This window comes from Adhaeribacter swui (genome assembly GCF_014217805.1).
In the GTDB taxonomy this organism is placed as follows: domain Bacteria; phylum Bacteroidota; class Bacteroidia; order Cytophagales; family Hymenobacteraceae; genus Adhaeribacter; species Adhaeribacter swui.
On the sequence record NZ_CP055156.1, the window covers coordinates 962,932 to 985,821 of the forward strand.

The 22,890-nt window shown below is 45.0% G+C and carries 7 protein-coding genes; 6 read left to right on the plus strand and 1 reads right to left on the minus strand.

Going from position 1 to position 22,890, the window contains the following annotated elements:
* Nucleotides 1-484: 484 nt before the first annotated feature.
* The 6 genes from HUW51_RS05095 to HUW51_RS05120 all read left to right on the plus strand — a co-directional run bounded on the left by HUW51_RS05095 (nucleotide 485) and on the right by HUW51_RS05120 (nucleotide 20,210).
* Nucleotides 485-3,508: a T9SS type A sorting domain-containing protein gene (locus HUW51_RS05095; protein ID WP_185272916.1), complete on the plus strand. Its 3,024-nt coding sequence runs from the start codon at nucleotides 485-487 to the stop codon at nucleotides 3,506-3,508.
* Between the two features lie 451 nt (nucleotides 3,509-3,959).
* Nucleotides 3,960-5,966 carry a GEVED domain-containing protein gene (locus HUW51_RS05100; RefSeq protein WP_185272917.1) on the plus strand — a complete coding sequence of 669 codons (2,007 nt, stop codon included), beginning with the start codon at nucleotides 3,960-3,962 and terminating at the stop codon, nucleotides 5,964-5,966.
* Nucleotides 5,967-6,387: 421 nt separating this feature from the next.
* Entirely contained in the window at nucleotides 6,388-9,393 is a 3,006-nt protein-coding gene (locus HUW51_RS05105; protein WP_185272918.1) for a T9SS type A sorting domain-containing protein, read from the plus strand.
* Nucleotides 9,394-9,532: 139 nt separating this feature from the next.
* Nucleotides 9,533-14,032, plus strand: a complete 4,500-nt coding sequence (locus HUW51_RS05110) for a T9SS type A sorting domain-containing protein (protein ID WP_185272919.1) — start codon at nucleotides 9,533-9,535, stop codon at nucleotides 14,030-14,032.
* A 439-nt stretch (nucleotides 14,033-14,471) separates the two neighbouring features.
* Nucleotides 14,472-18,905: a T9SS type A sorting domain-containing protein gene (locus HUW51_RS05115; RefSeq protein ID WP_185272920.1), complete on the plus strand. Its 4,434-nt coding sequence runs from the start codon at nucleotides 14,472-14,474 to the stop codon at nucleotides 18,903-18,905.
* A 264-nt stretch (nucleotides 18,906-19,169) separates the two neighbouring features.
* On the plus strand, nucleotides 19,170-20,210 hold the full coding sequence (locus tag HUW51_RS05120) for a DUF6929 family protein (RefSeq protein WP_185272921.1): 1,041 nt from the start codon (nucleotides 19,170-19,172) through the stop codon (nucleotides 20,208-20,210).
* Between the two features lie 199 nt (nucleotides 20,211-20,409).
* On the opposite strand, the gene HUW51_RS05125 is transcribed toward HUW51_RS05120, so the two are convergent.
* On the minus strand, nucleotides 20,410-22,449 hold the full coding sequence (locus tag HUW51_RS05125; protein ID WP_185272922.1) for a Kelch repeat-containing protein: 2,040 nt from the start codon (nucleotides 22,447-22,449) through the stop codon (nucleotides 20,410-20,412).
* Nucleotides 22,450-22,890 lie beyond the last annotated feature (441 nt).

The following is a 22,890-nucleotide window of genomic DNA, read 5'->3' on the forward strand; positions in this document are numbered from 1 at the left end:
AAAGCCGGCCAGAGCACCTCTAGCCGGCTTGTTCTTTTAAAATTGATGAAAAGGCAACCCACTAAGTATCAAATTTAAAAAAACTGTTACACAAAATTTATTACTAAAAAATCTATCTATAATTCAAAAATTTACGTAAATTAGTTTTTACTAAGTAGTAACTCTACGCTTGTTCTTTCCTGAATTTTCAGTTAGATCGCAGCAGCAAGTAACCCGGCAGCATGTTTCAAACTTTTGCTTGAAACAGAGGATTATTCCGCATATAATTTCACTCAAAACAGCAGTAAATTAAGTATAAACATTTTTGTACTAATACATTCGCTATCCATTTTATTGTACTAGTCTAGTTGCCACAAACCAAAAGTTAAATTATTAAAAATCACTATTTTATAATTTAATATTAAATCATTCTTAAATACTCGTTGCTATCAAATTACAGTAAACAGCTATTTATGATTACCGTCCTATACTAAACCCTACCAGTATGAAAACACAATTACTTCCGGGCAATAAAATTTACAAAAATCTACCATTTGCTTATTACAACCGCTTTATTTATCTAACGTTTGTGTTAGTCTGCGGGGTAACTGTGGCCACCTGGGCCCAGCCATCTGTACTTTGGGATAAAACCATTGGCGGGAATAAATCGGAAAACCTGAGTTTCGTGCAACAAACAAACGACGGCGGTTACATCCTGGGGGGCTCTTCTAACTCGGCCATTAGCGGCGATAAAACGCAGATAAATAAGGAAGTAGATTACTGGATTGTTAAGTTAGATGCTAACCGCAATAAATTGTGGGATAAAACCATTGGCGGACCCGGTAGCGATCATTTAACATCGATGCAGCAAACCAGCGATGGTGGGTATATTCTAGGGGGTTACTCCTATTCCGGACAAGGCGGCGATAAATCGGAAGAAAATAAGGGCGGAATAGATGAACTGGGGCGGCCCACCACCGATTACTGGGTAGTAAAAATAAATGCCACCGGCGCCATTATTTGGGAAAACACCCTTGGCGGCAACCACAACGACCACTTGCTAGCCGTGCAACAAACCAGCGACGGCGGGTATATTCTGGGAGGCTGGTCGTTTTCTGGAATTAACGCAGATAAATCCGCGGCTTCTAAAAACGGTGATTATTGGATAGTAAAACTAAATGCCAATGGCACCAAAGTTTGGGACCGCACCATTGGCAGCAATTTTTACGACGAGTTTGCCACTTTGCAACAAACCAGCGATGGCGGGTATATTATTGGCGGCCACACAGAAGGAACCGGGGGCGACAAAACTTCTCCCACCAAAGGAGCCAGTGATTACTGGATTGTAAAGCTAAATGCCGATGGCACTACATCCTGGGATAAAACCATTGGCGGTAGCTCTTACGACCGGTTAGAAGTAGTGCAGCAAACCCAGGACGGGGGGTATATTGTAGGCGGCAATTCGGCCTCTGGTATCAGTGGGGATAAATCGGAAGCGCTGCGCGATGTAGAAGAAATACCGGATCTGTTTCCATCGGACTACTGGATAGTGAAACTTAATGCCACCGGTACCAAAGAATGGGATAAAACTTTGGGCGGAACAGCCTTGGATTACCTGAGTTCTATCCTGCAAACAAGCGAAGGCAACTATATTTTGGGCGGCTATTCCTTTTCGGAACAAGGTGGTGAGAAAACCGAACCCAGTAAAGGAATGGGCGATTTTTGGTTAGTAAATGTAGATGTGAACGGCGCCAAAATCTGGGATAAAACTATTGGCGGTAATTACACTGATATTTTAACCTCGTTGCAGCCTACCCCGGATGGCAATTACCTGCTCGGCGGCACCTCACCTTCTGACCTTAGTGGCGATAAAACCGCAGCCAGCCAAGGGGCTACCGATTATTGGCTCTTAAAAATTACCGACCATACGAGCAAAATGCTTTGGAACAAGCGCTTTGGGGGAGTGGGCGCCGAGTATTTAACCGCGCTTATTCAAACCCGGGATGGCGGTTACTTAGCCGGAGGATATTCTAACTCCGATGTGGGTGGCGATAAAACGCAACTCAGTTGGGGTAAAAACGACTACTGGGTAGTAAAAACCAATGCCGCGGGTAAGAAATTGTGGAACCGGCGCTTTGGCGGCTCTAATGATGATTTTTTAACCACGCTTATTCAAACGCAGGACGGTGGCTACTTGCTGGGAGGCAGTTCGGTTTCCGGAATAAGTGGTGATAAAACCCAGGCTGGTCGCGGCAACCGGGATTACTGGATAGTTAAATTAGATGCTCAAGGAAATAAACAATGGGATAAACGCTACGGCGGCACGGGTAAAGATGAACTTAAAAAAGTGATTCAACTGCCTTCGGGACGTTATATTTTAGCCGGAACCAGTAACTCCCCCACCGGAGGCGATAAAAGCGCCGGCAACCAAGGAGCGCAGGATTACTGGATTTTAAAAATTTCAGCTACGGGCACCCGTATGTGGGATAGAAGTTTTGGCGGTACCTTAAACGATGCCCTGAGTGATTTAGCTTTCACCGCGGATGGCGGCTTTCTGCTGGGCGGTTCCTCGGCCTCGGGCGTTAGCGGCGACAAAACGCAACCTAGTTGGGGCGGCTATGATTATTGGCTGGTACGGATAGATGGCCTGGGCAACAAACTTTGGGATAAACGGTTCGGCGGCATCGGAGACGATAATTTAACTTCGCTAGGTAGCACGAACACCAGTACTGGCAACTTTTTTATTGCAGGCTATAGTGGTTCTGGTGTAAGCGGCGATAAAACCCAGAGCAGCCAGGGAGGTACCGACTTCTGGATGCTTAAAATTAATCGTAACGGCGGCAAACTTTGGGATAAGCGCTTTGGGGGCAGCCAGCACGAACGCCTGCATTCTATTATCATTACTGCCGATGGCGGGTACTTACTAGGCGGTATTTCTAATTCCGACATCAGCGGCGACAAAACGCAAGCCAGTTTTGGTAACAGCGACTACTGGGTAGTAAAAACCACGAGCTTAGGCGTAAAAGAATGGGATAAACGCTTTGGCGGCGCTGAATACGACAACCTGCGTACCGTGCTGCAGACCACCGATGGCGGGTACATTTTAGGCGGGTATTCTTACTCGGGTAGCAGCGGCAACAAAACGCAACCCAGCCGCGGCAGTACCGACTTTTGGTTGGTGGCATTAGGCCCTGAGCCGTCTGGCACTTCTTCCCCAGCAGTAGCGCGCGAAATTACTCTCCCGGAAGATCTCGTAATTTTACCGGAACCCGGCAACCTAACCGTGGCACCTAATCCTTTCCGGGACAGAATAAACGTACACTTTACGCTCCCGCAAACGCAACCCGTCCAGGTAAAAGTTTTCGATATGCAGGGCCGGGAAGTAACTACGTTGTTTCAAGGAGAGGCACAGGCCAACAAAGCCTACGAGGTAGAGTGGCAAGCTGTTAACAAAGCTCCCGGTATGTACTTGCTGCAACTGCAAACCCCTACAAATCGCCAACAACAGAAAATGATCTTGGCTAAGTAAATACTTTAATTTAAGACAAGCCTGATTATTACAGGAAACAAAAAAATAAGTAATACAGGATTCAAATACGCCTATTTGGGAATTTTAAAATTCATTAAAAAGTGTTGTTGATATAAATAATGAAAAGTTAAATAAAGAAGAAGTAACTACATTTAAAGGCGTTCAACTAGGCGTAACCCTTTCGACTCTCTCCTGCTGCAAACTTAAAAATTAAAGTTTGTCAAACATTTCTTGCCACCATTTTCTGTTCTGATCTGCTTTATCAACTCCCAAAACCATGCAAACACGTTTATTTGGTTTCTACCGATTACTATTAAATTGGCTAATTAGCCGTAGTTGGTATTTCGGTGTAATCGCCTTTCTACAGTTCTATCTTAATATTATTGCTTTCGCTCAAAGTAATAATTCTTACTGCATACCAATTATCACTTATGAATGCAGCATTAATAATATGTCTATTCAGTCTTTTCGTTTAAATACCTTAGTGAATGAGGATTCTGGCTGTAACGGGCAGGAAAGCAATTATATCTATTACCCACCCGCTGGCAACCTCACTACCAGGCTACAAAGAGGTAAATCTTATTCTTTTTCGTTACAGTCTAGCCCTGCTTATCCGCAAGGCTTTGGTATATGGCTCGACTATAACAACGATGGGGACTTTGATGATGCCGGCGAGTTTATCTATAATTCCGATGCCGCTGGAATGGGGGTTTTTACAGGTAGCCTAACTATACCAACAGGAACAGGTAATGGCTTACGCCGGCTCCGGGTAAGAAGCACCTATAATAGTACCTTTACCAGTGCGGAGTCTTGCACTGCTTCGGACTACGGCGAAACCGAAGATTACTCCATTACTATCGGAGAGAGTATACCGGTTCAGTGGAATAAGCGATTTGGGGGCTCGCAGAACGAAGGCTTAACTACGGTAATTAAAACTTCGGATGGTGGCTACTTAGTTGGCGGGTATTCAGCTTCCGGTGTTAGTGGGGATAAAAGCCAAGCTGGCCAGGGTAAGAACGACTACTGGATTGTAAAGACCGATGCAGCAGGAAACAAATTATGGGATAAAACCTACGGTGGAGCGGAGAACGAGTATTTAAACCGGGTCATTCAAACGCAAGATGGCGGATACCTCTTAGCTGGCTCTTCGCTATCTGGCACCAGCGGAAATAAGACACAGTCTAGCCGCGGCAGCCGCGATTATTGGCTTGTTAAGGTAGATGCTTCCGGAATAAAACAATGGGATAAGCGGTATGGCGGTAAGGGAGAAGACGAACTCAAGAAAGTTCTTCAGCTAACTACGGGGGAGTACATTTTAGCAGGACACAGCAACTCTCCAGCCGGTGACGACAAGAGCCAAGGTAGCCAGGGTGGCTGGGATTATTGGCTGGTAAAAGTATCTATAGACGGAGTAAAACTATGGGATAAGCGGTATGGCGGTAATTTAGATGAAACCCTGGGCGGCATTGTCCAGGTAAATGGGGGTGGTTTTTTGCTGGGAGGTAGTTCAGCTTCAGGCATTAGCGGCGACAAGAGTGCGTTTAGTCGGGGCGGTACAGATTTTTGGCTGGTACGAACCGACGATAACGGGAACATGCTCTGGGATAAAACCTACGGAGGCAGTGGACAAGACCTTGTGTTGTCGGTGGGGAAATCAGGAAAAAGTGATTTCTTCATTTCGGGGCAAAGCGACTCACCGGCGGGTTGGGATAAAACCCGGGACAATCATGGGGGTATCGATTACTGGTTTATTAAAGTAACCAGTACGGGCGAGAAGGTATGGGACAAGCGTTTTGGTGGCACAAAAGATGATGAATTAAGAGCAAGCATTCAAACTACCGATGGAGGATATCTTTTGGCTGGTAAGTCTTTCTCCAACCGAAGCGGGAATAAAAGGCAAAATAGCCGGGGTTCAAGCGATTTTTGGATTGTGAAAACAGATCCTGATGGCATGTACCAGTGGGATCGCCGGTACGGAGGCAGTGGGACAGAAGAACTAAGAGCGGTTCTCCAGACCAGTGATGGGGGTTTGCTGCTAGCCGGCAAATCAGATTCTGAGGCAAGCGGAGAGAAAACTCAGCCCAGCCAGGGTGGCAATGACTATTGGTTAGTGAAGGTAGCCCTGGAAGCCACCTCTATAATGGCTGAAACTACGAAAGAAGCAACGTTAGGCGAACAATCTGCAGTAGCAACGGAACGTACCATGTTTCAAGCTTCACCTAATCCATTTCAAGAGCAAGTAACAGTCCGCTTTACTTTACCTGAAGCACAATCTGCTCAGGTGAAAATCTATGATATTCAGGGAAGGGATATTGCTACTTTATTCCACGGCGAAGCTAAAGCTAACCAAATTTACCAATTAAAATGGAACGCTGCTAATCATGTAACTGGTATGTATCTGCTGCAACTGCAAACGGCTGGTAAATGTAAGCAGCAGAAAATATTACTGCTTCGGTAAAAAGTATATCTGAGTATTGTAGCCATTCCATAGCCCAATAAAGCTATTACTCATTACTTGATTAGCAGGTAAATTGTAAAATTTTAAAAATTTTATCATCTGTATCTGCCGCATCTACTTTACTTTCTTCGCTGTTTATTTTAAAAATTTACTTAGATATGCTGCAGCCATTTGAAAATAAAATCTGATTTATTTTAATAAATAGTAATTGCAGCAACAACTAGTCTGTAGCATGTTCCAACTGAGCATAAGCAGCATTTTTCACTTAAATCAAGTTATTAATACGAAACTGGTTTCAGTTTATTAATGGCAGGCACACCAATGCCTCACTACTTTCTGCTGTAAAACTTTACAAAAAAGTTTTTTGCCTTTACAACAGTTAAAATTTACTCATTTAGCATTTTACTTAAACCCAAATAGTATGAATACAAAATTACACTGCTGCAACAAGATTTGGGAAAATCGGTTGCCTGCTATTTTTTGGCGCTTCGTATTTCTGGTTTTGTGTTTTACTTTCTGGTTTACTTCTGCCACATGGGCGCAATCTAAACAATGGGATAAAACCTTTGGAGGCAGCAATACCGAAGAATTTACTTCCATGATCGTTACCCCCGATGGCGGTTATTTACTGGGCGGTTACTCTACCTCCGGTATAAGCGGCGATAAAACGCAGCCTAGTAAAGGACAAGCCGACTACTGGGTAGTAAAAGTGGATGCCGGAGGAAATGTTATCTGGAATAAATCAATAGGAACCAGTAGCTATGATTATTTCAAGGAATTAATTGCAACACCAGACGGAGGTTATTTATTAGGCGGTACCACTTTTTCGGATATTAATGGAGATAAAAGTGGCCAGGGCAAAGGCGATTTTGATTACTGGATTGTAAAATTAGATGCCAATGGAAATAAAGTTTGGGATAAAACCTATGGGGGTAATAGTTCTGATTCGTTTCAAGCGGTGGTGGCTACGTCGGATGGCGGTTTTTTGCTGGGCGGCACTTCTTTTTCTAGTAAAAGTGGCGATAAGAGCCAGGCTGGCCGGGGTGGCCTGGACCGGGATTATTGGGTAGTGAAGATAAAGGCAAATGGCACGAAAATTTGGGATAAAACAATAACCGGCGATAGCGACGACCGCCTGGAAGATATTATTGTTACGCCAGATGGCGGTTTCTTATTAGGAGGCAGTTCTTACTCCGATATTGGTTACCATAAAACGGGAGAGTCTAGGGGAGCAGGTGATTACTGGGTAGTTAAATTAGATAGCAAAGGTACAAAGGTGTGGGATAAAACTTTGGGTGGGAACTCTACTGATAACCTTTACAGCTTAGCGCTTACCCACGATGGTGGTTATTTGCTAGGCGGCTCTTCTGAATCTAATGTTAGCGGCGATAAGCGGGCTAGTAGCAAAGGGAGTTCGGATTTTTGGATCGTGAAAATAGATAGTGTTGGCGCCAGAGTCTGGGACAAAGTAATTGGGAGCCGGGATTATGACAATTTTAGCAGCTTAGTGGCTATTCCGGGCGGTGGTTTTTTGTTGGGCGGTACAACCCAAGGTGGCATTGGAGCCGACAAAACAGAGATTAGCAGGGGAAGCGACGATTACTGGGTAGTAAAGGTAAATGAGAGCGGCACAAAAGTCTGGGATAAAACTTTTGGCGGTAAAAATTACGATGAACTCCATGCTCTTTTAACTACACCCGATGGTGGTTACTTTCTCGGAGGTAGTTCCGGTTCTGGTATTAGCGGGGAGAAAAGTGGAGCTAATAAAGGCGAAAATGATTTTTGGGTCTTAAAGCTGGAAGAAGACAATTTTTTAGACGCCCAATGGAATTTTCGTTATGGCGGTTCTGGCAATGATGGATTGTCCGTAGTAATCCGGACAGCCGATAGCGGCTATTTATACGGTGGTTCTTCTACTTCCAGCAATAGTGGTGATCGAACACAACTTAGCCGGGGCAAAAACGATTATTGGATCGTTAAAGCCGATCCATCGGGTAAAAAACTCTGGGACAGAAGATTCGGCAGTACAGAGGATGATTATTTAAACTCGGTTATTGAAACAATTGATGGCGGTTATTTGCTTGGTGGCAGCTCCCTTTCCGGAGTAGGTGGCGATAAAACGCAGGCAAGCCGAGGTGAGCGCGATTACTGGATTGTAAAAATAGATGCGGCTGGTAATAAGCAATGGGACAAACGCTTTGGCGGCAGCGGTTACGATGAACTCAAGCAAGTTTACCAACTACCTTCCGGCAGATATATTCTGGCGGGTACCAGCAATTCTCCGGCTAGTGGAGATAAAACAATAGGTTCCCGGGGTGGTCAGGACTTTTGGGTAGTTAAAATAAACAGTAATGGCACTTTTGTTTGGGACAAACGCTATGGTGGTTCCCTTAACGACGCATTGCAAAGCATAGCACCAACCCTGGATGATGGTTTCTTATTAGGCGGATCCTCTTTTTCGGGAATAAGTGGCGATAAAACCCAAAGCACCCGGGGCAATGCCGATTACTGGGTGGTACGGATTGATGGCGATGGCAACAAAATATGGGATAAGCGCTATGGCGGTACCGGAACAGATAACTTAATGTCGCTGGGTAGTACCGGCACGGCTACCGGCAACTTTTTTATTGCCGGCCATAGTACTTCCGGAATAAGTGGCGATAAATCACAAGATAGTTGGGGTGGCAAGGACTTCTGGATGATTAAAATAAATGGTAACGGCGATAAGTTATTCGACAGCCGATTTGGGGGTACTGAGAATGAAGAATTACGTTCCATTATTATAACGGCTGATGGCGGTTACTTACTAGGAGGACGCTCCGAATCCGATGTAAGTGGCGATAAAACGCAGAAAACCCAAGGTAATAGCGATTATTGGGTCGTAAAAACAAATAGCACAGGAGTTAAACAGTGGGATAAACGCTTTGGCGGCAATGCCTATGAAGAAATCCGGACAGTATTGCAAACCCCTGATGGTGGGTATTTACTGGGAGGGCGCTCTGATTCTGGTATAAGCGGTGATCGTACCCAAGCCAGCCGGGGTAGCACCGACTTCTGGCTGGTAAAAGTAGCGCCCGAAATTCTGGAAATACGCTCATCCGAAATAGCATCCTCGGCCTTGGCAAGTGAAGTTGCTATCTCGGAAAAAGCGTTGGAATCAACTGTTTCGCTAAACCTGACAGCGTATCCTAATCCATTTCAGGAAAAAGTAAACGTTCACTTTACTTTACCCGAAACCCAAACTGTTCAGATACTGGTGTATGATAGTAAAGGGAAAGTACAAGCAACTTTATTTCGGGGCGAAGCACAGGCTAATAAAACCTACCACTTAGAGTGGCAAGCCGATAACCAGGCTACCGGTATGTATCTGCTGCAATTGCAAACCAAAACCAATCGCAGCCAGTGTAAACTACTCCTTTACCGATAGCTAAAAAGTTGTATAAACAGAACACTTCTTTCTTGCTTTTATACCACAGGGCTCTTTGCAGTATGGCAAACGTAGCTGGCTCTTTCTGCAGTCAAATTTTTAATTTTTAAATATCACCTGTTTGAAAACTTATACAATTATGAAAATCATAGATTATAATTTCCGTCTAAGTCAATGGCCTCGGGTAGAATTGCCCGGATGGCGCTCTGTAGGGGTCATTTTATTACTTAATTGGTGCTTCATAGCCACCGGCTTAGCTCAAAATAAAATATGGGACAAAACCATTGGTGGCAGTTACGATGACATTTTCCAATCACTTCGGCACACAAAAGATGGCGGCTATATTTTAGGCGGGTATTCTTATTCTTATAAAAGCGGGGATAAATCAGAAAATAGTAAAGGCGGCTATGATTATTGGCTGGTAAAAACGCGTGCCGATGGCACCAAAGAATGGGATAAAACCATTGGCGGGAATAGTGATGACTATTTCCGCTCTGGCCAGGAAACTAGTGATGGTGGCTATATTTTAGGTGGGTATTCTTATTCTGGTAAAAGCAGTGATAAATCGGGAAACAGCAAAGGTGGCTTAGATTATTGGATAGTAAAGCTTAATTCTAAAGGTGATAAAGTTTGGGATAAAACCATCGGAGGTAATAATGATGACGTATTTCAATCTTTATTGCAAACTAAAGATGGTGGCTATATTTTATTTGGCTATTCCTCTTCTGGCCTTAGCGGCGATAAATCGCAGGCATCCAACGGTAATTATGATTATTGGGTAGTAAAGTTAAAGGCCGATGGCAGTAAAGAGTGGGATAGAACCTATGGGGGCAATAACCAGGATATAGCTTTTTCCATTCAACAGACCAGCAACGGAGGGTATGTCTTGGCTGGTTATTCTGACTCTAACATTAGTGGCGATAAATCTCAAGATGGTAAAGGTAGTGAAGATTACTGGGTTATTAAAATAAAGGCCAATGGCAGTAAAGAATGGGACAGAACTTTTGGGGGCAACAGTCAGGATGCTTTAGCTTCGGTAAAACAAACCAGCGATGGTGGTTATATATTAGGTGGTTCCTCTTATTCCGGAGTCAGCGGTGATAAAACACAATCTTCTAGAGGCAATAATGATTATTGGGTGGTTAAGTTAAAGGCCGATGGTACCAAAGAATGGGATAGAACTATTGGCGGCAATAGTGATGATAATTTAAGTTCGGTGCAACAAACAAATGATGGCACTTACATTCTAGGCGGATCTTCTTATTCAGGTATTAGCGGTAACAAAACGCACTCTTCTAAAGGTGGTAACGACTACTGGATTGTAAAATTAAATACTAACGGTTCTTACGCCTGGGATAAAACCATTGGCGGTAATAGTGATGATTACTTAACCTACCTGCAACAAACCAATGATGGTAATTATATTATGGGCGGCTATTCTTATTCAAATAAGAGTGGCGATAAATCGCAGCCTAATAAAAATAGCTGGGATTATTGGATCGTGAAGGTAGATAATAGCGGAACGAACCTGAATCAATTAATTTCCTTTGCACCTTTTCTTTATAAAGATTTGGATGATCCTCCAATAGCCCTTTCGGCAACTACTAGTTCAGGCCTGCCTGTCACCTTTACCGTTGAATCAGGTCCGGCTACTATCAGTAATGGAAATATGCTTACATTAACGGGGGTAGGTACCGTTACGATAAAAGCGGCCCAACCAGGCAATACTATTTACCTGCCTGTTTCAACTACCCGCTCTTTTGTGGTAGAACCAGCTTCCAAAATAAAAGAACAATGGAATAGAACCATTGGTGGCAATTCAACGGATCAGTTAACCTCTATCCAGAAAACCAGCGATGGCGGTTATATTGTAGGCGGAAGTTCCAGTTCAGGAAAATCCAGCGACAAGTCACAAGCCAGTAAAGGCGGCCTCGATTATTGGATTGTAAAGCTAAAAGCCGATGGTACGAAAGAATGGGATAAAACTTTTGGGGGCAATGGGAATGATAATTTGACTTCGGTGCAACAGACGAGTGATGGGGGCTATATTCTGGGCGGCTATTCTTCATCCGGGAAAAGTGGCGATAAATCGCAAGCCCGTAAAGGCAGCTTGGATTACTGGATTGTAAAGGTAAAGACCAATGGTACCAAAGAATGGGATAAAACCCTAGGGGGACGCGACCCGGATTGGTTGACTTCGGTGCAACAAACAAGTGATGGGGGTTATATTCTGGGCGGTTATTCAGAATCCGGCATTGGGGCAGATAAAACCGAGGACTATCAAGGACTTACTGACTTTTGGGTGATAAAGTTAAGAGCCGATGGAGGTAAAGACTGGGATAAAACCATTGGAGGCATGTATGAAGATGTTTTAAGTTCGATCCATCAAACGAGCGATGGCGGCTATATTTTGGGCGGTTATTCTTTATCTGGGAAAAGTGGCGATAAATCGCAGGCCCGTATTGGAAACAATGATTTCTGGATAGTAAAGCTAAAAGCCGATGGCAGCAAGGATTGGGATAAAACCTTGGGCGGCACCGATGAAGATTATTTATCATCCCTGGAGCAGACAAGTGATGGGGGTTACATTCTGGGGGGGTATTCCTGGTCTAGCAGGAGCGGCGATAAAACACAAGCTTCTAAAGGTGGTTATGATTATTGGGTAGTAAAATTAAATGCCAATGGAGCCAAGACTTGGGATAAAACTTTAGGTGGAAATGAAAGTGAAGCTTTAACGGTGGTACACCAAACTAGTGATGGCGGTTATATCTTAGGTGGTAATTCCTTTTCGGCTATATCCGGTGATAAAACCCAAATTCCAAGGGGTGCCCCTGACTACGACTTCTGGCTTATAAAACTAAAAGCCGACGGTACTAAAGCCTGGGATAAAACCCTGGGTGGTAATGATAATGACCTGTTATCCTCGATTCAACAGACCGGTGACGGGGAGTACCTGGTGGGCGGCACTTCAGAATCCGGATTTTTTGGTGATAAATCGGAATCCAGCAGAGGTGGCCAGGACTTTTGGTTGGTAAAGCTTAAAGAAGATGTAGACCTTAATACCCTTTGGGAGTACCGTTTCGGGGGCAATGGAAAAGACAACTTAACTACTGTTATAAGAACCAACGATGGGGGCTATTTAGCCGGTGGGTATTCGGACACGGGTAGCAGCGGCGACAAAAGCCAGAACAGCCAGGGCAAGAACGACTACTGGATCGTAAAAACGGATAAGAATGGGCAAAAACAATGGGAAAAACGTTACGGCGGCAGCCAGGATGATTTCCTTAATCGGGTTTTGCAAACCCAGGATAATGGCTATTTACTGGCTGGTTCATCGCTTTCAAACAAAAGCGGTGATAAAACCGAAGAAAGCCAGGGCGACCGGGATTACTGGGTAGTAAAAGTAGATCCGCAGGGCAACAAAGAGTGGGATAAAACATTGGGTGGATCCGGGTATGATGAACTCCAGAAAGCCATTCAGCTCTCTTCGGGCGAATACGCGTTAGGTGGCACCAGCAACTCTCCTATCAGTGGGGATAAAAGCCAGTCTGCGCAGGGCGGCACCGACTACTGGCTCGTTAAAATTTCAAAAACCGGCACCAAACTCTGGGATAAACGCTACGGCGGCAGCTTAAACGAAACCCTGGGCAGTTTTACGGCTACCAAAGATAATGGCTTTTTCCTGGGCGGCAGTTCCGAATCGGGGAATAATGGCGATAAAACCCAGGCCAGCCAGGGTGGCACCGATTATTGGGTCGTAAAAACAGACAAAGAGGGAAATGTGCTTTGGGAAAAAACCTATGGCGGCAACGGCACCGATGAAGCATATTCGGTAGGTCGTGGCCGGGGAAATCACTTGTTTATTGCGGGTACCAGTGATTCGGACCAATCAGGAGATAAAAGCCAGGCGAGCCAAGGGGGCAAAGATTACTGGTTAATTAAATTAGATGAAAAAGGCAACTTGCTCTGGGACCGAACTTTCGGCGGCAGTAAAGACGATGAGCTAAGGGCCAGTACTTTCACCGACAAGGACCAGTATGTTTTAGGCGGCACCTCCTACTCGCCCGAAGGCGGTGATAAAAGCCAGGGTAGCCAAGGCGATGGCGATTACTGGGTAGTGCAAGTAAATGAGGAAGGAAAGCAAATCGCAGACCAACGTTTTGGAGGCAGTGGCCTGGACGAACTCCGCAGCGTGTTCCAGACCAAAGATGGCGGGCTGCTGTTGGCCGGCCGGTCCAGCTCCGGCGTGAGCGGCGACAAGAGCCAGCCCAGCCAAGGCAGCACCGATTTCTGGCTCGTGAAAGTAGCTCCGCTCACCAGTACCTTAACCGCTAACCGGCAAGTGACCCGACCGATAACCGCAGCTTCAGAAACTGAATTGAAAGTACTAAGCGCTTTCCCGAACCCGGTTCAAGAACAACTAACCGTTCATTTTACCTTACCTCACACCCAGGTAGCCACGGTAAAGGTGTATAACAGCCAGGGCAAAGTAGTCGCCGTTTTGTTCCAGAACCAGGCGCAAGCGCATCAACAATACCAGGTACAATGGCAGGCCCACAACCAGGCCGCAGGCATGTATTTTCTGCAACTACAAACCCCTACGAACCGCCACCAGCAAAAAATCCTGCTGACCCGGTAAACCAGCGTTAACTTTGCAATAAAGCCGGATAGTAGCAATGCTATCCGGCTTTATTTTTTAACATTATTTAAGATTAAAGAATCCTTCCGGCCAAAAAACCAAAAATTTAAAAATTACCACAAAGCACAAATTGCCCCTACTTCTTGGTAAAATAATCTAAGATTATTAAGTATAATTTTTATAAAAACATTACTTTAGACTACCTTCCTCAGCTGTGAACATTTGTCTTATAGTGCTCTACATTCTTGTTTGTCAGTTTTCCAAACAAGTGCCCTGATAATGAATAATCGTTATTTACTTTTTGTACAAACTAGAATATTAATCTATGAAAACACTTTTACCCTGTTCCTACTCCATCTCACCTAATCAAAAAATAGTACCACTTTGGTACAGTATAGGCTTACTCTTATTTCTACAATTCTGGCTTTCAATTCCAACATTGGCCCAGAATATACTTTGGGATAAAACTTATGGAGGCAATAAAAGTGAATTCTTCTCTGTTTTACAGCCTACCCACGATGGGGGATATATTGTGGGGGGAACTTCTGATTCCGGTGTCACCGGTGATAAGTCACATAAAAGTAGAGGTGGCGATGATTACTGGGTAATAAAACTAAATGCTGACGGCAGTAAGGTTTGGGATAAAACTTTTGGAGGGAACAGTTACGACTATCTGCATTCTATACAACAAACCCAGGATAGCGGATATATCCTGAGCGGTTTTTCAAACTCCGGTTTAAGCGGCGATAAATCAGAACCGAACAAAGGTGGCACCGATTATTGGGTTATAAAAATTACAGCGGATGGCACCAAAGAATGGGATAAAACCATTGGCAGTTGGCACGATGATGGTGGCTTAATTCAGGTACGGCAGACCCAGGATGGCGGTTATATTGTTGGAGGCTCTTCTTACTCCGGCATTGGTGGCGATAAAACGGAAAATAGTCGCGGCGACCGGGATTACTGGATAGTTAAGCTAAACTCCAATGGTGTGAAGCAATGGGATAAAACTTATGGAGGAAAAAGTGAAGAGTATTTAAACTCTCTGGAATTAACTACCGACGGCGGATTAATTTTAAGTGGTCACTCCACTTCTGGTCGAAGCGGCAACAAAACCCAGTCCGGCAAAGGTCAGGATGATTACTGGATTATTAAAACCGACGGAAATGGCAGCATTATGTGGGATAAGACCATTGGTGGTAGTGGCAGCGAACGAGGAAAAAGCATCGTGCAACAGACCCCGGATGGAGGGTACATTCTCGGTGCTAGTTCCAACTCTGACAAAAGCGGCGATAAAAGTGAAAACAACCGGGGTTGCGACGGCATAGGTAATTGCTCCTTTGATTATTGGGTATTAAAATTGAATGCTGACGGTAGCAAAGCTTGGGATAAAACCTACGGAGGAAATGCGGAGGATAATTTTGAAACCCTGCAACAAACTCCATCTGGCGATTTTATTTTGGGGGGCTGGTCATCCTCGAACAGTAACGGCGATAAAACCGAGCAGGTTATAGGCGCTACCGATTTCTGGGTAATAAAACTAAAGCCGGATGGCAGCAAAGTTTGGGATAAAACCATTGGTAGCAATGGTGGAGATGAATTACATTCTATCGGACAAACGCCAGATGGCAACTTTATATTAGGCGGTAGTTCCTGGTCTAACAAAGGTGGTGATAAAAGCCACGACAACCACGGCTGCTCTGCCAGCAATTGTTTCGCTGATTTTTGGGTGGTAAAAATGGATAATAGCGGTAGAAACTTAGGTCAAATTATTACCTTCCTCACCATACCATACAAAACCCTTGGCGATGTTCCTTTCACGCTATCGGCAAAATCCAGTTCCGGTTTACCAGTCAGTTTCAGGGTAATTTCTGGTCCGGCGACACTAAAGGGCAACACCATTACTCTAACCGGTACAGGAACTGTTCAGGTAAAAGCATCAGCGCCCGGTAATAAAACGTATCTACCCGCCCAAGTTACCCAAAGCTTTGAAGTAGAAGAAGCAAGTCCAGTCAAAAAAGTTTGGGATAAAACTCTGGGTGGTAAACAAGATGAAAGATTATATACTGCCTACCAAACCCCGGATGGTGGTTTTATTTTAGGTGGTAATTCGGGATCAGGCAAAAGTGGGAATAAATCAGATACTAAGCCAGGAGCCTGGATTGTAAAACTAAGGGCCGACGGCACCAAAGTATGGGATAAAGTCATTACCGGTGGGAGTTTGGCCGTGCTGCAACCAACCCCGGACGGAGGCTACATTTTGGGTGGATCCACCGAATACAACAATAACAATTTTAGTAGCCCGGATTATTGGCTTGTAAAATTAAAAGCCGATGGTAACAAAGAATGGGAAAAAGCTTTAGGAGGCTATGATTGGGATGAGTTAACCGCGCTGCAGCAAACCCAGGACGGCGGCTATATTTTGGGCGGCTCTTCTTACTCGGGCAAAGGCCTGGATAAATCGGAGGTTAACCGCGGCGGCAGTGGCGAAGAAGGCGAACCCGTAAGCGATTACTGGGTAGTAAAAGTAAATGCCACCGGTACCAAAGAATGGGATAAAACGTTAGGGGGCGATTACTACGATAATTTAACTTCGCTGCAACAAACTAGTGACGGCGGTTATATCGTGGGTGGCAGTTCTATGTCTGGTCTTAGCAGTGATAAATCCGAGTGGAATAAATCTTATGGATCAGATTACTGGATTGTAAAATTAAGACCTAATGGCAGCAAAGAATGGGATAAAACCATTGGCGGAAATAACGAAGACTATCTGGCTGTGGTTCAGCAAACACCGGATGGTGGCTATATTTTGGCCGGCAGTTCCAGTTCCGGTGTAGGGGGGGATAAATCCGAACCTATTAACGGAGACCCTGATGAAGCATACAACGATTTCTGGGTAGTAAAATTAGGCCCCAAAAGAAACAAAGAATGGGATAAAACCCTAGGTGGTGCGCAGGAAGATCACCTGAACACTTTACTGCAAATTCCTGATGGCAGTTTTATCCTCGGGGGTTCTTCTAGTTCAGTTAAAGGAGGTGATAAATCGCAAGTGGATCGTGGAGGTGGAGATATTTGGTTAATAAAAATCACCGCTCATGGTACTACAATCTGGGATAAAACATTGGGCGGTGATGAGGGAGATGGATTAACCGATCTGCAATCTACCCCGGAAGGCGGCTATATTCTGGGTGGCAATTCTACCTCTAACCGGAGCGGAGACAAATCGGGAAACAGAATTGGCGAAAATGATTTTTGGATCATCAAGCTAAAGGAAGAGCCGCCCCTACAAGCTAGCTGGAACATGCGCTACGGGGGCAGTGGTAAAGATAACCTCACCACAGCCATCAAAACTTCCGATGGCAGGTACTTATCGGGTGGTTACACCACTTCGGGGGTAAGCGGCGATAAAAACCAGACTAGCCAAGGCAAAAACGACTACTGGATTGTGAAGAGTGACCAGAACGGCAAAAAGCTGTGGGATCAAAGCTACGGCGGAAGTCAGGATGACTATTTGAACAGTATAGTTCAAACAGCAGATGGCGGCTATTTACTGGCTGGCTCTTCTGCTTCCTCCAGGAGTGGCGATAAAAGCCAGGAAAGCCGCGGCGACCAGGACTACTGGGTAGTAAAAGTTAATGCTTCTGGAACCAAGCTCTGGGACAAACGCTATGGTGGCACGGGTACCGACGAGTTAACGCAAGTGCTGGTGCTGCCTTCGGGTTCCTTTATTTTGGCGGGTACCAGCAACTCCCCGGCTAGTGGCGATATCTCGCAGAACAGCTACGGTGGAAAAGACTACTGGGTACTTAAGATTAGCCGTTCGGGCAAGAAGATCTGGGATACGCGCCTGGGTGGCGCTCAGGATGAAACCTTAGAAGGAATCGTGTTTAACTCCGACGGCGGCTTTCTGGTGGGCGGAACTTCCGCTTCGGGCATCAGCGGCACAAAAACCCAGATGAGTCAGGGCAGCAGTGATTTCTGGGTGGTCCGTCTTACCGGCGAAGGCGAGCAGGTCTGGGATCAACGGTACGGTGGCAGCGGGGAAGACCAGCTCATGGCACTGGGTAGCACGAACACCAGCACGGGCAACTTTTTTCTGGCCGGCACCAGCACCTCGGGCAAGAGCGGGGACAAAAGCCAAAGCAGCCAGGACGGCAAAGACTACTGGCTTATCAAGATCAACCCCACGGGCAAGAAGATCTGGGATAAACGTTATGGCGGCAGCGCAGACGAAGAACTACGTACGATTAGCATGACCCCGGAAGGCGGCTACTTGCTGGGAGGTAGTTCCAGCTCAGGGGTAAGTGGCGACAAGAGTCAGGTGAGCCAAGGAGGGAAAGACTACTGGCTGGTGAAAACCACAGCCACGGGAGTAAAAGAATGGGACCAGCGGTTTGGTGGCAGCGGTAACGAGGAACTGCGGAGTATGCTGCTCACTAAAGAAGGCAACTACGTACTGGCCGGTAGGTCCGACTCGGGCGTGAGTGGCGACCGTACCCAACCCAGCCAAGGATCAACCGATTACTGGCTCGTCAAAGTAGCTCCCACAACTAGTTCCATCATTGCAGTCAGGGAAGAAAGTGCGATAGAAGAACCCGTAGCACCCACAGAATTAGTTCAATTCACAGCTTTTCCCAATCCGTTTCAGAACCAAGTAACCGTAAGCTTTACCTTACCTGAAACACAATCCGCTACTTTGACGGTGTATGATAGTCAAGGCTATCCTGTAACTACCTTGTTCCAAGCAGAAGCTCAAGCTAACCAAACTTACCAGCTAGAATGGCAAGCCAATAAGCAAGAAGCCGGTTTGTATTTCCTACAACTGCAAACTCAGGCGGGACAACACACGCAAAAACTACTTTTACAAAAGTAATTTTTTAAATTTTTCCATTTCTCCAAAGCCGACCAAAGCATCTCTGGTCGGCTTTCGTGCTTTAGAAGAAGTGCATTCAGGTTGTATTTACAAAATCAGATTACTGACGAAGCTGATAATGGCACCGTATCTACCGGACATTACAATTACGTATACCAAGTTGCGAAATAGAACAATTGTGAAAGCATCGATGGGCGGAGTTGCGGGTAACATCACCCCTTGCCCTGGTTGAATATAAAATCGGAAGAAATTTAAAAATGATATATGCTTAATTACTGGCGGGTGATGTTTGGCGTTTGTTTCGGATTTATGCTGTGGCAGCCAATGGCCTGTAAGCCCAAAGATAAACAACAGGCCACAGTTAAAAACGTACAAGTTAGCCATTTACCCATGAAAGCCACCCTCCTGCGCCAGAAATTGCTAACCAACCTGCCGTCCGGCTCGGGCATGGAAATAATCCATAATCAGCTATTTGTAATCGGCGACGATTCACCGCTGTTGTATCAACTGCAAGCCGATACCTGGGAACAGATTGCTACCTACCCCCTTTTCCAAACCAACGATTTTGCCACTGGCCGCATCCCTAAACCGCTTAAACCCGACCTGGAATGCCTAACTAGGGTAAAATTTAAAAAAAATACTTATTTACTAGCTTTTGGGTCGGGTTCTACCGCTAAGCGCAACACTTGTTTTGTGGTGCAACTAGCTCCAACAACGCAAGAAAAACCTTCGGTACAAGCAATATCTTTACAGTATTTATACGAAGCCTTACAAAACGATATAGCGGTAACGGCAGGCGGCACTTTAAACCTGGAAGCCGCAGCCGCATCCCCAGAACATCTGTATTTGCTGCAACGCTCCGGGAAAGATGGTCCCGATGCGCTCCTTATTTTTCCGTTGCCGGCGTTCATGGCTTACTTGCAGCAACCTACCGGTTCGCTACCCGCTTACACTGTTATCCGCTTTCGATTGCCCGAGATTGATGGCTGGAAAGCAGGCTTTTCCGGAACCAGCTTTTACGACAATAAAATATTTATCACGGCTTCCGTAGAAAATACCAACGATGCTTACCTCGATGGCGAAGTACTCGGCAGCTTTGTAGGTTATATCCCGGTAAATCAAGCCCCCGATGCTGTAGTACATACCACCCGGATCATTGATCCAAAGGGTAATTTCTATTCCGGGAAAGTAGAATCCATTAGCATTCTCCGAAAAAACGCAGCCAATCAGTACCAAGCTTTGGCGATTACGGACAACGACAATGGTCAATCGGAATTACTGGAACTGGAGCTTACTTTACCTTGAGTAAAATTAAAAAATTTAAAAAATAACCATCGCGGTAATTAAAAAGAAAAAGCAGTCTTATTTTTAGACTGCTCTTCTGCTTCCCTAGGGCGTAATCAACATTTTTTTAATTTTTACGACCTGCTTATACGGTTAAGTTTAAGCAGGTAAAAAACAGCAAAAACCTTAAAATTAATGCTAATCAGTTTTATTAAAAATATTAGTCCACGAGTACTTTGGTTTGTTTACTACCCGATTTTCCCTGGGCTTTTACAATGTAGAAACCTTTAGTTAAATGAGTTACCGGCAATACCAAAGTACCTTTACCGGCGGCATCAGTCTCTACCGTTTTGGTGTGGGCTACCCGGCCCAGGCCATCGTACAGGACTACGCTCACCAGTTCTTTGTCCGCAAAATTTTCGAGCACTACCTGCAGGTCGTTGCCGGCGCTAGGATTAGGGTATACTTGTAATTTCAGGTCGACGGGTTGGGCTATCTTAGTTTCTTGGGGGGCAACCACACTTGCCAGCCGGGCGGCCGAATTAACCACTTTAAAAGAAATAGATAAAGCCGTACCCGCCGTACCGCTCGCGCTAGCGCCGGAATAAGGAGTGGCCTTTAAAGAATAGCTACCAAGTTTAGGTACCCAGGCGTTGTAATCATAATTTGTTTCACCAAAAACGGCGTAAGGCGCACTGCTTTCGGTTTTAGTTAACGATTGCACACCGCTTAATACCGCTTTTACGCTGCCCACCATACTCGGGCTGGTATTTACCCGGATATTTAAATTTTTGGTAGGTAGTTTAGCTAAATCCAGGGTAGCGTTGTTGTTTAAAGTTTGAATATCTTTATCCGAATCAGCGTTAATCAGGGTAAAACTTACTACGCGTTGGCCGGTAGTACTGCTGCCTACGGTTATATTCACGCAGAAACTGGCGCTGCTGTACGTGGTTCCGCTGCCGGTACTTTTGGCGGTAACCGTGGCCGAGTAACTACCTTTGGCTAAACTGGATGTATTAATGGTGGCTTCTACGTTTACTCCGGTGGGCACGGCAGTACCGCTGGCATTTTTCGTAATCGTTAACCACGCGGCGTTAGAAGTTAAGCTATAGGTTTTGTTGCCCTCAAGGGTATAAAGCAAGTTTTTAAGCACTAACTTACTCCCCGCGCTTACAGATTTAGTAAAACACTTGGCGGTAAACCCAAATTTATAAGGGATATTCCGTGTAATAGAAGCTGTATACGTTTCGCGGCGCTCATTACTTACCGATTTCTGGGCCCCATGCGAAATAATAATTTTATTGCCCACTACTTTGCCAGATATGCCAAAGTAATTGTTAGGTAACGTGTACTGCGTTGCATTAGACCAGGAACCAGAGCCGCTATTGGCGTCGGGGTTAAATACGAAAACGGTTTTTTGCGCCACATTACTAGGTCCCTGGCCACCTATAGTATAAATTTTTTCGTCCACGGCAAAAGTGCCCATTTCGTTATGCGAACGCGGGGCCGGCAAATTGCTCAAGCGGGTCCAGGAGTTATTTACCGGATCGTAGGCGTGCACGTAGTTTAGTTCGGTGGCCCCGCAATCGTGTTTTACCTGGCCGCCAATGGCATATATCTTACCGCCCAATACTACGGTACTAAAATGATTGCGGGCCAAAGGCATAGGCGCACTTTTGTTTTCCCATTTGGTACCACTTGGGTTGGCTTTCCATTTATCTACGTCTAAGGTTAAATGGTATTTGGTTTGATCTACGCAAATACTGGGCGAGAAACCGCCAAAAACGTGAATGGTACGCCCAATTAAAGCAGCTCCCCCACCGCCCAATGGCAAAGCTTTGCCGGTAGCCGGGTCAATTAACTGCGGGCCATTAATCCATTTATTATTGGTAATATCGTAAATGATTACTTGGCTGGTAACTGGGCCATTTACATCTACGGACCGGCCACCGATGTGCCAGATTTTATCATCGACCAGAACAATGCCCTGATGGCTCACTTTTTTACCGGATGGGAAAGGTGCCCGTAAAGTCCATTTGTTTGTGGCAGGGTCATACATTTCAGCGGCTAGTTCAAAGTTGGGGTACTCGCCAAAACCGCCAAATACATAAATTTTATTTTTATACATTATACTCGGGCACTCCGACCGCTTTTTAAGCGCATCTGCTTTGCGGGTCCACTGCGCATAAGAAATATTTCCTTGAAAAACCAGGCTGACAAAAACCAATAAAGAAAGACAAAATGCAACTACCTGCCTCATACGAAGCAATCCACTAAGGTAAATTTGTTTCATAAATTAATAACCGATTGGTTCTAAGATAATTATTGATAATAAATTCAGAAAACCCAGGTATTTACCGCCGGAGAAGGCTTAATACGGGTGCAACAACCACAAACATTACCGCCAGAATAGCAGCCGATCAGGAACAAGCAATAATATATACAAAGTTAAATATTACCTTTAAACTTATGTTATAAATTATAAATAATTTGATAACAAATCCTTACAAATTAATACAAATTACTAAATAATATCATTTTATGCATTAATATTTGATTTATTCCAACATATCATTCATACGGCTAACGCAAGGTTTTAGATGAAGCATTCTGAAATATTTACTAAAAATTAATAAAGCTTTATCTGATTACTGTTAAATTTCCGGCTCCTTCCACGCCAATCTAGCCTTAATTCCGAAGC

What these genes read in the sequence shown, in the direction of transcription:
- HUW51_RS05095 (WP_185272916.1), top strand. Translation starts at nt 485, where the DNA reads ATGAAAACACAATTACTTCCGGGCAATAAAATTTACAAAAATCTACCA.
- HUW51_RS05100 (WP_185272917.1), top strand. Translation starts at nt 3,960, where the DNA reads ATGTCTATTCAGTCTTTTCGTTTAAATACCTTAGTGAATGAGGATTCT.
- HUW51_RS05105 (WP_185272918.1), top strand. Translation starts at nt 6,388, where the DNA reads ATGAATACAAAATTACACTGCTGCAACAAGATTTGGGAAAATCGGTTG.
- HUW51_RS05110 (WP_185272919.1), top strand. Translation starts at nt 9,533, where the DNA reads ATGAAAATCATAGATTATAATTTCCGTCTAAGTCAATGGCCTCGGGTA.
- HUW51_RS05120 (WP_185272921.1), top strand. Translation starts at nt 19,170, where the DNA reads ATGCTTAATTACTGGCGGGTGATGTTTGGCGTTTGTTTCGGATTTATG.
- HUW51_RS05125 (WP_185272922.1), bottom strand. Translation starts at nt 22,449, where the DNA reads ATGAGGCAGGTAGTTGCATTTTGTCTTTCTTTATTGGTTTTTGTCAGC.